This window comes from Mycobacterium sp. pUA109 (assembly GCF_041287095.1).
Lineage (GTDB): Bacteria > Actinomycetota > Actinomycetes > Mycobacteriales > Mycobacteriaceae > Mycobacterium.
On sequence record NZ_JBGGKS010000009.1, the window covers coordinates 17297 to 34169 of the forward strand.

The 16873-nt window shown below is 70.7% G+C and carries 4 protein-coding genes; all 4 read left to right on the forward strand.

The window, feature by feature from the left end:
* The first annotated feature begins 116 nt into the window (after positions 1–116).
* Genes ACAG26_RS11995 through ACAG26_RS12010 form a run of 4 tightly spaced genes read left to right on the forward strand, consistent with a single transcriptional unit; the run spans position 117 to position 16708 of the window.
* Positions 117–1865: an AMP-binding protein gene (locus tag ACAG26_RS11995; RefSeq protein WP_370482437.1), complete on the forward strand. Its 1749-nt coding sequence runs from the start codon at positions 117–119 to the stop codon at positions 1863–1865.
* Entirely contained in the window at positions 1862–6583 is a 4722-nt protein-coding gene (locus tag ACAG26_RS12000; protein ID WP_370482438.1) for an SDR family NAD(P)-dependent oxidoreductase, read from the forward strand. The genes ACAG26_RS11995 and ACAG26_RS12000 overlap by 4 nt, the downstream gene beginning before the upstream one ends.
* Positions 6584–6588: 5 nt before the next feature.
* Positions 6589–11397 carry an SDR family NAD(P)-dependent oxidoreductase gene (locus ACAG26_RS12005; protein WP_370482439.1) on the forward strand — a complete coding sequence of 1603 codons (4809 nt, stop codon included), beginning with the start codon at positions 6589–6591 and terminating at the stop codon, positions 11395–11397.
* Positions 11387–16708: an amino acid adenylation domain-containing protein gene (locus tag ACAG26_RS12010; protein ID WP_370482440.1), complete on the forward strand. Its 5322-nt coding sequence runs from the start codon at positions 11387–11389 to the stop codon at positions 16706–16708. The genes ACAG26_RS12005 and ACAG26_RS12010 overlap by 11 nt, the downstream gene beginning before the upstream one ends.
* Positions 16709–16873: the final 165 nt, after the last annotated feature.

Below are 16873 nucleotides of genomic sequence, written 5' to 3' on the forward strand. Positions count from 1 at the left end.
CAGGCCCTGCGGGTTTCCCAGGGCCCCGGGAGGCAACAGGTAGTGCGCTACTCGTGCGCGCAATACCCGGCAAGCGCAACCTGGCTCACAGCTAAATGAGAGGCGGCGATTTCACCATGGCTGAGGACTCCCTCACGGCGGTGCTCCAGGAGCGAGCCAGCCGGCAACCCGACGCGACCGCGTACACCTTCATCGACTACCAGATCGATCCGAACGGATTCTCCGAAAGCCTCACCTGGGCGCAAGTCCAGCACCGAGCCCGCGTCGTCGCCGACGAGCTCCGAGGCTGCGGGTCCACCGGTGATCGGGCCGCCATCCTGGCACCCCAAGGGCTCGACTACATCGTGGCCTTCCTCGGTGCGCTGCAAGCGGGCTTCATCGCGGTTCCGTTGTCGGTACCGCAGGCCGGCGTTCACGACGAGCGCATTGCGTCGGCGCTGCGGGATAGCTCGCCGACGGTCATTCTCACCACGTCGTCCTGTTCGGTGGCGGGGGACATCGCACCGTACGCACAACGCGAGGGTGGTAAACCGGCGCCGGAAGTCGTCGAGGTCGACTTGCTCGACGTGGACTCGCCGCACGATCTCGGCCCGGTTCAGCCCGCGGCTTCGCGAACCGCGTATCTGCAGTACACATCGGGATCGACCCGCCAGCCGGCGGGCGTCATCGTCACGCACACCAACGTGATCGCCAATATCCAGCAGGCATTTTCGGACTATCTGGGTGGCGTGATGCCTCCGGACTTCGTGCTGGTGTCGTGGTTGCCGTTCTTCCACGACATGGGCCTGATCAAAGGGATCTGCGCGCCGCTGGTGTGCGGGCGACGCGCGGTATTGATGAGCCCGATGTCGTTCCTGCAGCGGCCGGCTCGCTGGATGCAAGTCCTGGCCACCAGTAACAAAGCCTTCTCCGCCGCACCCAATTTCGCGTTTGAACTGACCGCGAAGCGAACCGCGGACACCGACCTGGCCGGCTTGGATCTTGGTGAGGTGATCGGGATCGCCAGCGGCAGCGAACGGGTGCACGCCGCCACCCTGCGGGCGTTCACGGAGCGCTTCGCCCGATTCAATCTCACCGAATCGGTGGTGCGACCCTCGTACGGTCTTGCCGAAGCCACCGTGTATGTGGCCACCGCGGACCGGGGCCACCCGGCCCCGCTGGTGCGGTTCGACTACGAGAAGTTGTCCAAGGGCCATGCCCGGCCGTGCCGCAGCGACGCGGTCGGCAGCACCGAACTCGTCGGTCACGGCACCACCCGGTCCACCACCGTGCGCATCGTCGATCCGGAAGCCCGGACCGAGAACCCGGCCGGCAAAGTCGGCGAGATCTGGGTGCACGGACCAAACGTTTCCCCCGGATATTGGCACAAGCCACGGGAAACCGAGCGGACCTTCGGCGCACGGATGGTGAACCCGGCCGGTGCCACGCCGGGCGGGGCGTGGTTGCGCACCGGGGATTTGGGCGTCATCTCCGAGGGTGAGCTGTTCATCATCGGCCGGATCAAGGATCTGCTGATCGTGGACGGATCCAATCACTATCCCGACGACATCGAGGCCACCATTCAACAGCTCACCCGGGGGCGGGTCGCCGCCATCTCGGTGCCCGACGGTCCAACCGAGCACCTCGTCACCATTGTCGAGGTCAAGCAGCGGGGGGAATCCGCCGACGAGCAACAGCAGAAACTGCACGCGCTGAAACGGGCGGTCACCTCGGCGGTGTCGCACATCCATCGGGTGCGTGCCGCCGACATCGTCCTTGTCGCACCCGGTTCGATCCCGATCACCACCAGCGGCAAGATTCGACGTTCCGCCTGCGCCGAGCGGTACCGGACCGGACAGTTCGACCGGCTGGACGTGACGCCATGACGGTGTCGATCCAGGATGACGTCGCGCTGCGCAACTGGCTGATCGACTACCTGGTGACGAATATCGGTTGCACCCCCGACGAAATCGACCTGGACCTGTCGCTGAACGATTTGGGCGTGAGCTCCCGGGACGCCGTGGTGCTGTCCGGGGAGCTCGCCGAACTGCTCGGCCGGCCCATCTCGCCGGTGGAGTTTTGGCAGCATCCCACCATCAACGCGCTGGTAGGTTTTCTCACCGCCCCCGAACCGGACTACGGCCTCGACCCGGCGCCCGCCGGCGATCGGGGCACCCTGGACGAGCCGATCGCCGTCATCGGTCTGGGGTGCCGGTTTCCCGGCGGGATCTTCGGACCCGACGCGTTGTGGCGGTTCCTCTGGGACGGGCACTGCTCGATCGGTGAGGTTCCGGCCGAGCGCTGGTCGGCGTTCGACGACGGCACACCCGAGGTGGCGGCGGCGCTGGCCCGCACCACGCGGTGGGGTTCGTTCCTCAACGACATCGACGCCTTCGATGCCGACTTCTTCGAGATCTCCCGGCGCGAGGCCGCCAAGATGGACCCGCAGCAGCGGCTGCTGCTGGAAGTCGCGTGGGAGGCCTTGGAGGACGCGGGAATTCCGCCGAACACCCTGCGCCGGTCGCAAACCGGGGTGTTCGCCGGCGCCTGCTTCAGCGAATACGGCTATCTGGCGTCCACCGATTTACCCACCGTTGACGCCTGGAGCAACACCGGTGGCGCGTTGAGCATCATCGCGAACCGGCTGTCGTATTTCCTGGATCTGCGGGGCCCGTCGGTGGCGGTGGACACCGCCTGCTCGTCGTCGTTGGTGGCGGTGCACCTGGCCTGTCAGAGCCTACGAATGCGGGACTCGCAGCTGGCCATCGCCGCGGGCGTGAACCTGCTGTTGTCGCCGGCGGTCTTCCACGGCTTCGATCAGGCCGGCGCCTTATCGCCCACCGGACGATGCCACGCCTTCGACGCCGCCGCCGACGGGTTCGTGCGGGGCGAGGGCTGCGGGGTGGTGGTGCTCAAGCGGTTCAGCGACGCCCTTCGGGACGGGGACCGGGTGCTCGCGGTGGTGCGCGGCTCGGCGATCAACCAGGACGGTCGATCCAACGGGTTGATGGCCCCGAACCCGGCCGCGCAGATGGCGGTGCTGCGCGCGGCGTACGCCAACGCCGGGATCGCGCCGCATGAGGTGGATTACGTCGAGGCGCACGGCACCGGAACGTTCCTGGGGGATCCCATTGAGGCGCGCGCCCTCGGCACCGTGTTGGGCCGCGGCCGTCCGCCGGATTCGCCGCTGCTGATCGGCGCCGTCAAGACCAACCTGGGTCATCTCGAGGCGGCGGCCGGGGTGGCGGGTTTCATCAAGACCGTGCTGGCGGTGCAGCGCGGCCAGATCCCGCCCAACCAGCACTTCACCGCGCCCAATCCGCACATCCCGTTCGAGCAGATGCGGCTGAAAGTGGTGACCGACCATGCGCAGTGGCCGTCGGTGCGCCGGCTTCGGCGGGCCGGTGTGTCGTCGTTCGGCTTCGGCGGCACCAACGCCCACGTGGTGATCGAACAGGGACCGCTTGCCGAGCCCGGTGCCCGGGACCGTGATCCGGCGGTGACCACGCTGGTGGTCTCGGGCAAGACGCCGCAGCGGATCGCGGCCACCGCCGGCGCGGTGGCCGAGTGGATGGCCGGCCCCGGCGCCGGGGTGGGGTTGGCCGAGGTCGCCCACACCCTCAATCATCACCGGGCGCGGCATCCCCGGTTCGCCACGGTGTGTGCGCGGGACCGCGGCCAGGCCCTGGCCGCGCTGCACGCCCTAGCCGCCGGCCGGGCGGCCGACGGGCTGATCGGCCCCCACGACGGCAACTGCGGATCGGGCACGGTGTTCGTCTATTCCGGCCAGGGCTCGCAGTGGGCGGGTATGGGCCGGCAATTGCTGGCCGACGAACCCGAATTCGCCGCCGCGATCGGCGAGTTGGAACGGGTGTTTGTCGAGCAGGTGGGATTTTCGCTGCGCCAGGTCCTTGCCGACGGCGCCGTGCTGGCCGGGGATGCCCGGGTGCAGCCGGTGTTGATGGGCCTGCAGTTGGGTTTGACCGAATTATGGCGCAGCTACGGGATGATTCCGGACGCGGTGATCGGGCATTCCATGGGGGAGATTACCGCCGCGGTGGTGGCCGGGGCGCTCAGCGTCGCGGACGGTTTGCACCTGATCGGGGTGCGGTCGCGGTTGATGTCGCGGTTGGCCGGTCAGGGTGCGGTCGCGCTGCTGCGTGTGGATGCCCAAGCTGTCAGCACGCTGATCGCCGCCTACCCGGGGGTGGAGGTCGGCGGGTTTGTGTCACCGCGTCAGACGGTGATCGCCGGCCCTCCCGATCAAGTCGATGCGGTCCTGGCCGCAGTTACCCAACAGGGCCAGTTCGCCCGCCGGGTCAACATGGAAGTTGCGTCCCATTCGGCCCTGATGGACCCGATCCTGCCCGAGTTACGCGGTGCGCTGGCCGGTTTGACACCCACGACGCCGATCACCCCGTTTATCTCCACGGTCACCGATCCCGCCACGACACCGGTGTTTGACGCCGACTATTGGGTGGCCAACGTGCGCCAACCGGTGCGGCTAAGCCAGGCCATCGGCGCCGCGGCGCACGACCACACCACCTTTGTCGAGATCAGCGCTCATCCGATGCTGACCCACGCCATCACCGAAACCCTCGGCGACACCCATCATCACGCGGTGGGCACGCTGTGCCGCGACACCGACGACACGGTGACGTTTCACACCAACCTCAACGCCACCCACTCGGTGTATCCGCCGGACACCCCGCATCCGCCCGAACCGCACCCGGTGCTTCCCACCACCCCCTGGCAGCACACCCGCCACTGGATCAACATCGCGCCGTCGAGGGGTCGGGGCGAGCCAGGGCGGGCTGCTGCCGGCGGCGGCGTCATCCCGGCGCCCTGGTATTGCGAATTGACCTGGCCCGCCCGTGAGCGGCCCGCCGCGCAGCCCACGGGCGGTGGGGCGTGGCTGGTGCTCGGGGACCCCGACCTCGGTGCCGAGCTGGCGCACCGGCTGGGCAGCGACACCGCGGTCACCGTGGCGGCCGCCGACCTCGCGGGTGCGGAGCTGGCGGCCGCCCTGAACGACGCCGACCAGGTGCTGTACGCGCCGGAGACGTCCTGGGCCGGCTGGCAGGCCGAACCGGGCTATCGACTGTTCAACACCGCCCGACGGCTGATCGGCGCCATGGCCGACTCGGGCGCGCGACTGTGGCTGCTGACCCGCAACGCCCAACCCCTCGACACCGGTGCTCGGGCCAACCCCGCGCACGCGGTGCTGTGGGGACTGGGCCGCACCCTGGCCCTCGAACATCCCCAGATCTGGGGCGGCGTCATCGATGTCGACGAGTCGGTGCCGGCCTCGCTGGCGGCCGGCTACCTGCTGGCCGAGGTACACGGCGGCGACGAGGACCAGATTGTGTACCGGGCGGGGACCCGCCACGTCCCGCGTCTGCAGCCGCGGGTAGCGCCGGCGGCGCCCACCGAACTCGATCCGCACAGCTGCCAGCTGGTCATCGGGGCCACCGGACACTTGGGGCCCCAGCTGATCGAGCAGCTCGCCGAACTGGGCGCCGGCACCGTCATCGCGGTGGCACGGCATCCCGGGTCGCGGCTTCAGGAGTTGACCCAACGCCTGGCCGAGACAAACACCACCGTGCTGACGGTGGCCGCCGACGCCGCCGACCCCGCCGCGATGACTGCGCTGTTTGACCGCTTCGGCGCCGATCTGCCCCCGCTGGGCGGCATCTACCTGGTCGCCTACGGCGGCGGCCCGGTAACGCTGGGGGAGATGGCCGACGACGACGTGGCGGCCATGTTCGCCCCCAAACTCGACGCGGTCTGCCTGCTGCACAACCTCTCACTGCCCCACCCGATCCGGCACTTCGTGATGTTCACCTCGATCTCCGGGGTGCTCGGCTCGCGGTGGCTGGGCCACTATGCGGCCACCACCACCTACCTGGACAGCTTCGCCTACGCCCGCCGGGCGGCCGGGCTGCCGGCCACCGCCATCAACTGGGGGTGGTGGCAATCGCTGGCCGACAGCCAAAGTGACCAGCACCGCCAGGTGACCCAGGAATCGGGACTCGAACCGATGCCCGACGAGGTCGCCATCCAGGCGCTGCGCATCGCCATCGGGCCGCAGGCCCCGACCCGATCCACCATCGCCGCCGCGGACTGGGCTCGGCTGGCCGCCGCCTACCGCACCCGAAGCCCGCTGCACATCATCGACGATCTGCTACCCGCCGGCGACACCGACGACACCGACAGCGACACCGTCGGCACCGCGTTCCGTCAGGCGCTGCGCGACAGCGAACCGGACCGGCGCCGCGCGCTGCTGAGCGAGCAGGTGGTGGCGCAGGTGGTGGCGGCGATGGGCTTGGCGTCGGCGCAGGTGCTGGATCGGTCGGCCGGCTTCTTCCAATCCGGAATGGATTCCCTGATGAGCGTGACCCTGCAGCGAGCCCTGGCCGACACCCTCGGCGTCGCGCTGCCCGCCTCCGTGGTGTTCGACTATCCCAGCGTTGAAGCGCTCACCGACCACCTGGCCACCCTCCTGCCCGAATGCGGTGCAACCGCCGAGCAACCACGCATTGACGGCTACGACGGCCTCACCGAAGACGAACTGTTGCAACAACTATCCGAAAGGGTGGCGTGAGCGCGATGGCCACCACCACACCGGACCGCCGTGCCGTCATCACCGAGGCGCTGCACAAGATCGACGAACTGACTGCCCGCCTGCAGATCGCCGAACACGCCGATACCGAGCCGATTGCCGTGCTGGGGATGGGCTGCCGATTCCCGGGCGGGGTCGATGACCCCGACCAGTTCTGGCAGCTATTGACCGAGGGGCGCAGCGGCATCGTGCGGGTGCCGCCGCAACGCTGGGACGCCGACGCGCTGTACAGCGACGACCCCGGTGTGCCGGGCACCATCTGCACCCGGGACGGCGGCTTCCTGACCACCTGGCAGCCGGACGAATTCGATGCGGAGTTCTTCGGGATCGCCCCGCGTGAGGCGGCGGCGATGGATCCCCAACAGCGGCTGCTGCTCGAAGTCGCCTGGGAGGCATTGGAAAACGCTGGCCTCACCCCGCAGCACATCCGCGGCACCCAAACGTCGGTTTTTATCGGACTCACCACCAACGACTATTCGCTGACCTTCGCCAGGACGCTGCGGCGCGAAGACATCGACCCCTACGTGCCGTTCGGCAACGCGGCGAACTTCGCCGCCGGGCGGCTGGCGTATTTCCTGGGGGCGCGCGGACCGGCGCTGGTGATCGACACCGCGTGTTCGTCGTCGCTGGTGGCCGTGCACCTGGCGTGCCAGAGCCTGCGTCGGCGGGAAAGCGACACCGCCCTGGCCGCGGGCACCAACCTGATGCTGAGCCCGGAGAACAGCATCGCGTGTTCGCGGTGGGGCATGCTGGCCCCCGACGGCCGCTGCAAGACCTTTGACGCCGGCGCCGACGGGTACGTGCGCAGCGAGGGGTGCGGGGTGGTGGTCCTCAAGCGGCTGAGCGACGCGCTGCGCGACGGCGATCCGGTGTGGGCGCTGGTGCGCGGTTCGGCGGTCAACCAGGACGGCGCCAGCAGCGGGCAGACGGTGCCCAACGGGCCGGCCCAGCAGGCGTTGCTGCGCCAGGCGCTGGCCGCCTCGCGGCTGACACCCGCCGACATCGATTACGTCGAAGCCCACGGCACCGGCACCGCGTTGGGTGATCCGATCGAACTGGACGCGTTGAGCCAGGTGTTCGGCGAACGCCCGGATACCGCACCGCTGGTGCTGGGTTCGGTGAAGACGAACCTGGGTCATCTCGAATCCGCCGCGGGCATCGCCGGTTTCATCAAAGCCGTGCTCAGCGTCAACCGTGGCCATATTCCGCGGCATTTGAACTTCGCGACGTTGACCCCGCACGCGGGTGAGGGGGCCGCGCGGTTCACCATCGCCGCCGAGCCGATGGCCTGGCCGCCGGTGGGCCGGCCGCGCCGGGCGGGGGTGTCCTCGTTCGGGGTCAGCGGCACCAACGCCCATGTGGTGGTGGAGCAGGCGCCGGACCGGGACCCGGTGCTGGCCGAACCCGAACCGGCGGTGAGCACCTTGGTGGTTTCGGGTAAGACCCCGCAGCGAATTGCGTCGCTGGCGGCGGGGCTGGCCGAGTGGATGACCGGCGCCGGCGCCGCCGTGGGGTTGGCCGACGTGGCCCACACCCTCAACCATCACCGGGCCCGGTACCCCCGCTTCGCCACGGTGTGCGCCCGCGATCGCGACCACGCCGTGGCCGGGCTGCAGGCGGTGGCGGCCGGGCAGTCGGCGCCCGGGGTGGTGGGGGTCCAGACCGGGGCCCGCGAGCCGGGCACGGTGTTTGTGTATTCCGGTCAGGGCTCGCAGTGGGCCGGGATGGGCCAGCGACTGCTGGCCGAGGAGCCGGCGTTCGCCGCCGCGGTCGCCGCACTGGAGCCGGTGTTCGTCGAACAGGTCGGCTTCTCGCTGCAGCAGGTGCTCGCCGCCGGCGAACCCGTCGCCGGGGACGCCCGGGTGCAGCCGGTGATCATGGGTTTGCAGCTGGCGCTGACCGAGCTGTGGCGCTGCCACGGGGTGAACCCGGATGCGGTGCTAGGGCATTCGATGGGTGAGGTCAGCGCGGCGGTGGTGGCCGGCGCGCTCAGCGTAGCCGACGGGCTGCGGGTGATCGCGACCCGATCCCGGCTGATGTCGCGGCTGGCCGGTCAGGGCGCGGTGGCCCTGCTGCAACTGGACGCCGAGGCCACCGCGGCGCTGATCGCCGACTACCACGGGGTGAGCGTGGCCGGGTATTCCGCGCCGCACCAAACCGTGGTCGCCGGGCCGCCCGCCCAGGTCGACGCGGTGATCACCGCCGCGCAACGCCGCGACCAGTTCGCCTGGCGGGTCAACATGGAGGTGGCCTCGCATACCGCGTTCATGGACCCGATCCTGCCCGAATTGCGGGCCGCCCTCGCGGATCTGACGCCCCACCCGGCGTCCCTCCCGGTGATCTCCACGGTCGTCGACGGCGGCGCCCCCGCGTTCGACGCCGACTACTGGGTGGACAACGTGCGCCGGCCGGTGCGGCTGCACCAGGCCCTTCGCGCCGCCGGACAACACCACGCCACCTTCATCGAAATCAGCCCGCACCCGATGCTGACCCGCGCCATCACCGACACGCTGGGGGAGGCCCGCAGCCTCGGCACCCTGTGGCGCTACGGCGACGACACGCTCAGCTTCCACACCAACCTCAACGGCGCCCAGCTGCCGACCATGCCGCATCCCGCGGAACCCCACCCGATCCTGCCCACCACCCCCTGGCAGCACACCCGACACTGGATCGAGCTGCCCGACGGCGCCGACACCGGCGCGGAGCCGGCCGCCGCGCGGCCGCCGGCCCGAACGGGTGACGAACCGGCCGCAGCCGTTGACGGCGACGTCGTGCTGCTCGACGAGCACGGCCAGGTGGCCGTGACGGTCCGCGGGCTGCGGCTGGCGCGGATCCGCGACCCCCGGGGCCTGGAGGACACGCTCTACCGGCTGCGCTGGCGACCCGAACCCCTCACCGCGCCCGGCGCGGATCCGGCGGGGACGGGACGCTGGCTGCTCTTCACCGACGGCGCCGCCAGCTCCGGCGCGCTGCAGCGCCTCCTCGAACAGCGTTCGCACAGCTGCGTGTTGGTCGAACCGGGCGTCGAGTACGTGCGGCTGGACCCCGCCCGCTACCGCCTCGACCCGGCGCAGCCCGAGCACTTCCGGCGCCTGCTGCGCGACGCGTGCGACGACGCCCACCCGTGCGGCGGCGTGCTGCACCTGTGGAGTTTGCTGGCCGCGGCGGACACGTCGACCGAATCGCTGGACGCCGCACAGAGACTGGGTGCGACCAGCGTGCTGCATCTGGTGCAGGCGTTGACCGCGTCCGGCCGGACCGACACGCCGCGGCTGTGGCTGGTGACGCGCGGCGCCCAGCCGGTGGGGACCGACGGCGCGGGCGTCGCGATCGCGCAGGCGCCGCTGTGGGGCATGGGCCGCAGCATCCAGCACGAGCATCCGGAGCTGCGGTGCAGCCGCGTTGACCTGTCGTCGGACGGCGACCCGGCGGAGCTGGGCGCGCTGGTCGCGGAGTTGTGTGCCGACACCCCCGAAACCGATGTGGCGCTGCGCGGCGGTGAGCGCTACGTCGCCAGGCTGGCCCGCTGCCGCACCGACGGACCCGCCGAGCGGCCCGTCGAAATCCGCGCCGACGCCACCTATCTGATCACCGGCGGGCTGGGCGGGATCGGCCAGGTCGTCGCCGGCTGGTTGGCCGAGCAGGGCGCCCGGCATCTGGTCCTGCTGGGCCGCGGCCCCGGCGCGCCGTCGGCGGCGGACACCCTGCAGGCGTTGTGGGCCAAGGGCGTCGAGGTGGTGGTCGCCCACGGCGACGTCGCCCGCGCCGACCAGCTGGCCGCCGTCCTGGCCTCGACCCGCGCCTCCCTGCCGCCGCTGCGCGGGATCGTGCACGCCGCCGGGGTTCTCGACGACGGCATCCTGCAGCGCCTCGACGCCCGGCGGCTGCGCGCGGTGACGGCGCCCAAGGTGGAGGGCGCCTGGAATCTGCACGCGCTGACCCGCGAGGACGAACTGGACTTTTTCGTGTTGTTCTCCTCGGCGGCGTCGGTGCTCGGTTCGCCCGGACAGGCGCACTATGCGGCGGCCAACGCGTTCCTGGACGCGTTGGCGTGGCAGCGGCACGCGGAGGGCCGGCCCGGGCTGACCATCAATTGGGGGCCGTGGGCCCAAGTCGGGATGGCCGCCGGGACCGAACAGCGGCGCCACCTCACCGGCCACGGTTTCGCCGCCATGGCACCGGCCGACGGAACCCGGACACTGTCGCATCTGTTGGCGACGTCGACGACCCAAATCGCGGTGCTGCGGGTGGATTGGGCGCAGCGGCGCGCGGGTGCCGACCCGCCGCTGCTCGCCGACCTGCTCCAGGCCCCCGAGCCGGCCGCCGGCCAGGACGCCGGGCTCACCGCCGCGCTGCGCGGCGCGGACCAGCCGCAGCGCCAACGGCTCCTGGAGCCGTACCTGCGCGAGCAAGTGGCCGCCAAACTCGGCCTGGCGGCGCCGCGGCTGGACGTCGAGCTGCCCCTCAACCAGCTGGGGCTCGACTCGCTGACCGCGATGGAGCTGCGCCGAAAGGTCGAACTCGACCTGGGCATCGCGTTGCCGGTGGTGAAACTGCTGGATGGCCCCAGCGTCGCCGACCTCGCCGGGTGGCTCGCCGACCAGCACGTCGGCGCGCCCGCGGCGCCCCCCGAACCCGCGGCCGGCAACGGGCACCGCAACGGGGCGCCGGTGAACGGTGCCGACGGGGGCCGGTGGGTGGACCTGCTGACCCAGGTGCCGGAGGTGTCCGACGACGCCGTGGACGAGTTGCTGCGTGAGGTGTTAGCCGCCAAGGAGGGCCACCATGACCGATAGCGCCATCGACATCGCCGGCCTGTCCACCGAGGAGAAGCGGGCGCTGCTAGCCCGGCTGCTCACCGAACAGGCCGAGCTGTCGGCGTCGGTGCATCCGTTGTCCTACGGGCAGCGCGCGCAATGGTTTTTGTACCAACTCGCCCCCGGCAGCCCCGCCTACACCATCACCTACGCCGGGGCCATCGGCGGTGACCTGGACGTGCCGGCGCTGGACCGCGCCGCCCAGGCGCTAGTCGACCGGCACGCGATCCTGCGCACCACCTACGGCGTCCGCGACGGTCAGCCCGTGCAACGCGTGCAGCCCCGCTGGCCGGTGCGCCTGGCCCGGCACGACGTGGACGCCGACGACGTCGGCGACTGGATCCGTCGCGAGACCAACCGCCCCTTCAACCTGGAAACCGGGCCGGTGTTCCGGTTGACCCTGCTGCGGCGGGCGCCCCGCGACCACGTGCTGGTGTTGGCCGTGCACCACATCGCCGTCGACTTCTGGTCGATCGACGTCCTTCTGGATGAACTCGGCAAGCTGTACGCCGCCGAACACGGTGCGCCGGCGCCGCCACCGTGCCCGGACAGCTACGTCGACTACGTGGACCGCCAGCAGCAGCTGCTGTCCGGGCCGGACGGGGAACGCCTGTGGCGGTACTGGCGGGACCAGCTGGCCGGTGACCCGCCCAACCTCGGGCTCGCCACCGACCGGCCGCGGCCGGCGACCCAGAGCTACCGCGGTGCGGTGCACCGGTTCACCCTGCCCGCCGACCTGGCGGCCGGGCTCAGGGAGGTCGCCCGCGGCGCCGGCGCCACCCCCTACATGACCGTGCTGGCCGCCTACGCCACCTTGCTGCATCGTTACACCGGCCACGACGACGTCCTGATCGGGTCACCGTTCGCGTGCCGGGACCGCGTCGAGATGGAGGGTCTGGTCGGTTACGTGACCAACCCGGTGGTGTTGCGCGCCGACCTGCGCGGCGACCCGACGTTCGCGGCGTTGCTGGGCGCCGTCAAGGAAACGGTGCTGGGGGCGCTTGCGCACCAAGACTATCCGTTCCCGCTGCTGGTGGAGCGGCTCCGGCCGTCCCGCGACCTGAGCCAGACCCCGCTGTTTCAGGCGTCGTTCGCCTGGGAACAGCCGCGCCGATTCGCCGACGGCACCGGTGGGGCGGGTTTCGAGCTGGAGACCATCCACGTCGGTCAGGGCGGCGCGGCCTTCGACTTGACCCTGCAGGTGGCCGACGCCGGCGGGGAGTTGACCTGCGTACTGCAGTACAACACCGACCTTTTCGATGACGCGACGATCGCGCGGATGGCCGGCCACTTCACCACGTTGCTCGGCGGTATCGCCGCCGAGCCCGGCCGCCGCGTGTCCGCGCTGCCGCTGCTCACCGACGCCGAGCGCCGCCAACAGGCGGCGTGGAACGACACCCGGGTGTGCTACGACGCCCCCGAGTGCCTGCATGAGATGGTGGCGGCGGCCGCACGACGCAACCCGATGGCCATCGCCGTGTCGTTCGACGACCAGACGCTGACCTACGCCGAACTCGACGCCCACGCCAACGCGCTGGCGCATCGACTTCGGGGTGTCGGGGTGGGACCGGACGGCATCGTTCCGGTCCTGCTGGACCGCTCGGCCGATCTGATCGTCGCGCTGCTGGGGGTGCTGAAGGCCGGCGGCGCGTTCATGCCGCTGGACCCGGCGCAACCCGCCAACCGCATCGCGGCCATCCTGGGCAATGCCGCCGACGCGCCGGCCTGCGTCACCCACCACCGCCACCTGGATCTGGTGTCGGCGTTCCGCGGTCACCGGCTCTGCCTGGATGGACCCGAGGCGCCCGCGGCCGACGGCGGGGCCCCGGTGGTCTCGGCCACCACGGCGGCCCACCTCGCCTACGTCGTGCACACCTCCGGTTCCACCGGCGTGCCCAAGGGCGCGCTGAACACCCACGGCGCGATCCGCAACCTGCTGCTGTGGATGCAAGCCAGCTACCGGCTCACCCCCGAGGACCGGGTGCTGCACCAGACGCCGATCACGTTCGACGCCGCGATCGGCGAGATTTTCTGGCCGTTGACCGTCGGCGCCCGGCTGGTCATCGCAAAACCCGAGGGGCACAAGGACACCGGCTACCTGGTCCGGACCGTGATCGAGCACTCCATCACCACCGCGCATTTCGTGCCGTCGATGCTGCGGGCGTTTCTGGCCGAACCGGACGCGGCGCGCTGCGACACACTACGCCGGGTGTGGTGCGGCGGCGAGGTGCTGAGCTACGAACTCGCGCAGCAGTTCCTGGCCACCCTGGACGCCGAACTGCGCAACGAGTACGGCCCCGCGGAGGCCGCGATCACCGTCACCGGTTTTCACTGCCGGCGCGGCGCACCCGGCCCGATCATCCCGATCGGGCGGCCGATCGCCAACACCCGCGTGTATCTGCTCGACGCGCACCTGCAGCCGGTGCCGGTGGGTGTGCCGGCCGAGCTGTTCATCGGCGGTGCCGGGGTGGGGCGCGGCTACCTCAACCGGCCCCACGCGACGGCCGCCAGCTTCCTCGCCGACCCGTTCACCGATGAGCCCGGGCGGCTGATGTACCGCACCGGCGATTTGGCGCGCTATCTGCCCGACGGCGAGATCGAGTACCTGGGGCGCGTCGACGACCAGGTGAAGATCCGTGGGGTGCGGATCGAGCCGGGTGAGGTGGAAGCCGCACTGCAGCAACACCCCGGGGTGCACGAGAACGCGGTGGTGGCCGGCGACGACGGCCGCGGCAACACCCGGCTCGTCGCGCACCTGGTGGCGGCCGCAGAGCCCGCGCCGACCACCGCCGAGCTGCGCCGCTTCCTGCTCGAGCAGCTGCCCGCCGCGATGGTGCCGGCGGTCTTCACGGTGGTGGACACGCTGCCGCACATGTCGAGCGGCAAGGTCGACCGCCGCGCCCTGCAGGCGGCCGACGAGGCGGCCCCGGCCCCGCGGCCGGCCTACGTCGCCCCGCGCACCGACACCGAACGGCTGCTCGCCGAGATCTGGTGTGCGGTCCTGGATCTGGACCGGGTCGGCGTCCACGATGACTTTTTCGCGTTGGGTGGCTCCTCGACGCACAGCCTGGAGGTCGCGGTGCGGGCGAACGCGGCGGGCCTGCCGCTGAAACCCGAGTCGGTGTTCTTGTTCGGCACCATCGCCGAGCTGGCCGCCGAATACGGCGAGGCCGCCCCGGACGCCGCCGAGCGGCCGCCCCAGCGACCGGTCAACGGCGCTGCCGTCGTCGCCGAGGCAGCGCCAGTGCCGACCCCGGCGACCCCGGTGCCGACCGGCGGACCGCCGACCCGGAACACGGTGATCGAAAGCATCGGCCTGTACCTGCCGACCGGGGTGATGTCCACCGAGACCGTCCTGGCCGGCTGCGTCAACAAGATCGGCATCCCGTTGGAGCGGCTGACCGGCATCAAAAGCCGGCGGGTGGTGGGGCACGACGAGTTCTCGATCGACTTGGCCCGCAATGCGGTCACCGACTGCCTGGCCCGATCCAGCTACGCACCCGACGAGATCGACCTGATCATCTGCTGCAACATCTCTCGCTACGACGGGCCGGACCAGAAGATCATGTTCGAACCCAGCACCGCGGTGCGGTTGCGGGAGCAATGCGGCCTGACCGAGGCGCTGGCCTTCGACATTTCCAACGCCTGCGCCGGCATGTTCACCGGTGTCGCGGTGGCCGACGCCTACCTGCAGACCGGACTGGTGCAGTGCGCCCTGGTGGTCAGCGGCGAATACATCAGCCACATCACCGAGACCGCGCAGCGCGAAATCGAGGGACCGATGGATCCGCGGCTGGCGTGCTTGACCGTGGGGGACATCGGTGCCGCGGTGCTGCTGGAGCGCGGCCCCAACGACCGCGTCGGCTTCCACGACATCGACATGGCCACCCTGAGCCGGTACAGCACCTTGTGCATGGCCAAGGCCAGCGACGGCCCGCACGGCGGCGCGATCATGACCGTCGACTCCATCGCCGCGACCGTCACCGCGGTCAAGCGGTCCATCCCGTATGTCGCCGCGGTGATGAAGCGGCACGGCTGGCGCCCCGAGCACTGCGATCACATCGTCATGCACCAGACCTCGGAAGCGTCGCTGCACGACGCGGTCAGCGCGGTGAACCGGGTGTTCGGGCACGCCACCGCCCATCCGGGCAACATCATCAACAACCTGGCCGAACGGGGCAACACCGCCAGCACCACCCACTTCGTGGCGCTGCACGACCAGATCCGGGGCAACCGGATCCAACCGGGCGACAATGTGGTGTTCGGCATCAGCGGCTCCGGCACCACGGTGGGCGCCGCGCTGTACACGTTCGACGACCTGCCGGCGCGGATGCGCCGGACCCCCAACGGGGAGCGCGGTCGCGGCCCGGCGGCCCGCAGACGACCCGCCGAGCCGCCCCCGACGCCCCGGGTGCGGATCGATGGGGTCGGCACCGCGCTCCCCGCCCAAGCCGGGCCGCCGCACGCGGTCGATCTGGCGGTGCGGGCCGCGACCGCGTGCCTGGAGCACAGCGGACTGGACCGCGCCGCCCTGGACCTGATCCTCTACGCCGGGGTGTCCCGGGAGGATTTCCTCGCCGAACCGGCCATCGCCGCGCTGGTCGCCGGCGAACTGGCGGTCAACGACGACCTGGAATCCCCGGATCAGCCCAAAACCTTCGTGTTCGACGTGCTCAACGGCGCGGTCGGATTCCTCAACGCGTGCCAGGTGGGTGCCCAGCTGATCGGCGCCGGAAAAGCCGACCACGCGATGGTGGTGGCCGCCGAAATCGAAAACAACCGCGCCGGCACCGGCCACCCGCTGTACGGCCTGAGCGAAACCGGTTCGGCGGTGCTGCTGGGCCGCGGCGACGGCACGGCGGGTTTCGGCCGGTTCGTCTTTCATCACCACCCCGAGTACGCCGACGCGCTGGAAACCTATTTCCAGCACCGCGACGGCCACAGCTGGCTGCAGATCGACCGTGACCCCGATTTGGTCGCCCACTACCTGGACTGCATCCCGGCCGCGGTCGAGGAACTGTTGAAGCTCGAGGAGCTGGACTGCTCGCAGATCGCGGCCGTGCTCCCGCCGCAGCTGTCCGGCGCGGACCGGACCGAACTCGCCGCCCGCCTGAACATCCCGGTGTCGCGTTTCGTCGACCTGGCCGTCGAGTCCGACCCGTTCTCGTCCTGTCTGCCCTATGGCCTGCAGCAGGTGTGGGCGCGTCGGCTGGTCAGCCCGGGCGACATCGCGCTGCTGGTGAGCGTCGGCTCGGGTGTCGAGGTCGGCTGCGCAACCTACCGGTTCTGATTCCCATGCCCGCGCTGGCCACCGCAGCCACCCGATCCCGGCGTCGAACCCGGAAGTATCGCTCCGGAACGCGCGGGCAAGGAGTAGCGTGCCGGTCAGCGGTCGACCGCATACAAGCAGATGAGCTCTCCGCGGCTACGGAAACGCCCACAACCGGAGGCGATG

Excerpts from the sequence above, each read along its gene's own strand:
- ACAG26_RS11995 (WP_370482437.1), top strand. The coding sequence starts at position 117 with ATGGCTGAGGACTCCCTCACGGCGGTGCTCCAGGAGCGAGCCAGCCGG.
- ACAG26_RS12000 (WP_370482438.1), top strand. The coding sequence starts at position 1,862 with ATGACGGTGTCGATCCAGGATGACGTCGCGCTGCGCAACTGGCTGATC.
- ACAG26_RS12005 (WP_370482439.1), top strand. The coding sequence starts at position 6,589 with ATGGCCACCACCACACCGGACCGCCGTGCCGTCATCACCGAGGCGCTG.
- ACAG26_RS12010 (WP_370482440.1), top strand. The coding sequence starts at position 11,387 with ATGACCGATAGCGCCATCGACATCGCCGGCCTGTCCACCGAGGAGAAG.